At 58.2% G+C, this 1,719-nt stretch carries 2 protein-coding genes; both read left to right on the plus strand.

The features are described from left to right. The coding region (locus ACIOUG_RS27055; RefSeq protein ID WP_401070248.1) for an acetolactate synthase 3 large subunit at positions 1-1,455 on the plus strand (1,455 nt) is incomplete at its 5' end. A 2-nt stretch (positions 1,456-1,457) separates the two neighbouring features. After that, positions 1,458-1,719: acetolactate synthase small subunit (ilvN, locus tag ACIOUG_RS27060; RefSeq protein ID WP_401070251.1), on the plus strand; the 262-nt coding region annotated here is incomplete at its 3' end.

Below are 1,719 nucleotides of genomic sequence, written 5' to 3' on the forward strand. Positions count from 1 at the left end.
ATGGATGCGATTCCAATGGTGATCATTTCCGGTCAGGTGCCAAGCACCATGGTCGGCACCGACGCGTTCCAGGAAACCGACATGATCGGTATCTCCCGGCCGATCGTTAAGCACAGCTTCATGATCAAGCACGCCTCGGAAATCCCGGAAGTCATGAAGAAGGCTTTCTACCTGGCGCAATCCGGTCGTCCGGGCCCGGTCGTGGTCGATATCCCGAAAGACATGACCAACCCGGCCGAGAAGTTCGAATACGTCTTCCCGAAAAAAGCCAAGCTGCGCTCCTACAGCCCGGCCGTTCGCGGTCACTCCGGGCAAATCCGCAAGGCGGCAGAAATGCTCCTGGCGGCCAAGCGTCCTGTGCTTTATTCCGGTGGCGGGGTGATCCTGGGCAACGGTTCGGCACCGCTGACCGAACTGGCGAAAATGCTCAACCTGCCGGTGACCAACACCCTGATGGGTCTGGGCGGTTTCCCTGGCACCGACCGGCAGTTCATCGGCATGCTCGGCATGCACGGCAGCTACACCGCCAACCTGGCGATGCACCACGCCGACGTGATCCTGGCAGTGGGCGCGCGTTTCGATGACCGTGTGATCAATGGCGCGGCGAAGTTCTGCCCGAACGCCAAAATCATTCACATCGACATCGACCCGGCTTCGATCTCCAAGACCATCAAGGCCGACGTGCCAATCGTTGGCCCGGTGGAGAGCGTCCTGACCGAAATGGTCGCGATCCTCAAGGAAATCGGCGAGACCCCGAACAAGGAGTCTGTAGCCAGCTGGTGGAAGCAGGTTGATGAATGGCGCGGTGATCGCGGCCTGTTCCCTTATGAAAAGGGCGACGGCAGCCTGATCAAACCGCAGACCGTGATCGAGACCCTGTGCGAAGTGACCAAGGGCGACGCCTTCATCACCTCCGACGTGGGTCAGCACCAGATGTTCGCGGCGCAGTACTACACGTTCAACAAGCCGAACCGCTGGATCAACTCCGGCGGTCTGGGCACCATGGGCTTCGGTTTCCCGGCGGCCATGGGCATCAAGTTGAGCTTCCCGGATGACGACGTTGCCTGCGTCACCGGCGAAGGCAGTATCCAGATGAACATCCAGGAGCTGTCGACCTGCCTGCAATACGGTTTGCCAGTGAAAATCGTCATCCTCAACAACGGTGTACTGGGGATGGTGCGTCAGTGGCAGGACATGAGCTACGGCAGCCGTCACTCGCACTCGTATATGGAGTCGCTGCCTGACTTCGTCAAACTGGCTGAAGCCTACGGTCACGTCGGCGTGCGCATCACCGATTCGAAAGATTTGAAGTCGAAGATGGAAGAAGCGTTCGCCATGAAAGATCGTCTGGTGGTGATCGATATTTCGGTCGATACCAGCGAGCACGTCTATCCGATGCAGATCAAAGACGGCTCCATGCGCGATATGTGGCTGAGCAAGACGGAGCGTACTTAATCATGCGGCACATTATTTCCCTGCTTCTGGAAAACGAACCCGGCGCTTTGTCTCGCGTAGTCGGCCTGTTCTCGCAGCGCAACTACAACATTGAAAGCCTGACGGTGGCCCCAACCGAAGACCCGACTCTGTCGCGTCTGACGCTGACCACTGTCGGCCACGATGAAATCATCGAGCAGATCACCAAAAACCTGAACAAGCTGATCGAAGTGGTCAAGCTGGTGGACCTGTCGGAAAGCGCTCACATCGAGCGCGAGCTGATGC

Origin of the sequence: Pseudomonas sp. NPDC087803 (assembly GCF_044742995.1) — a bacterium.
GTDB lineage: Bacteria > Pseudomonadota > Gammaproteobacteria > Pseudomonadales > Pseudomonadaceae > Aquipseudomonas.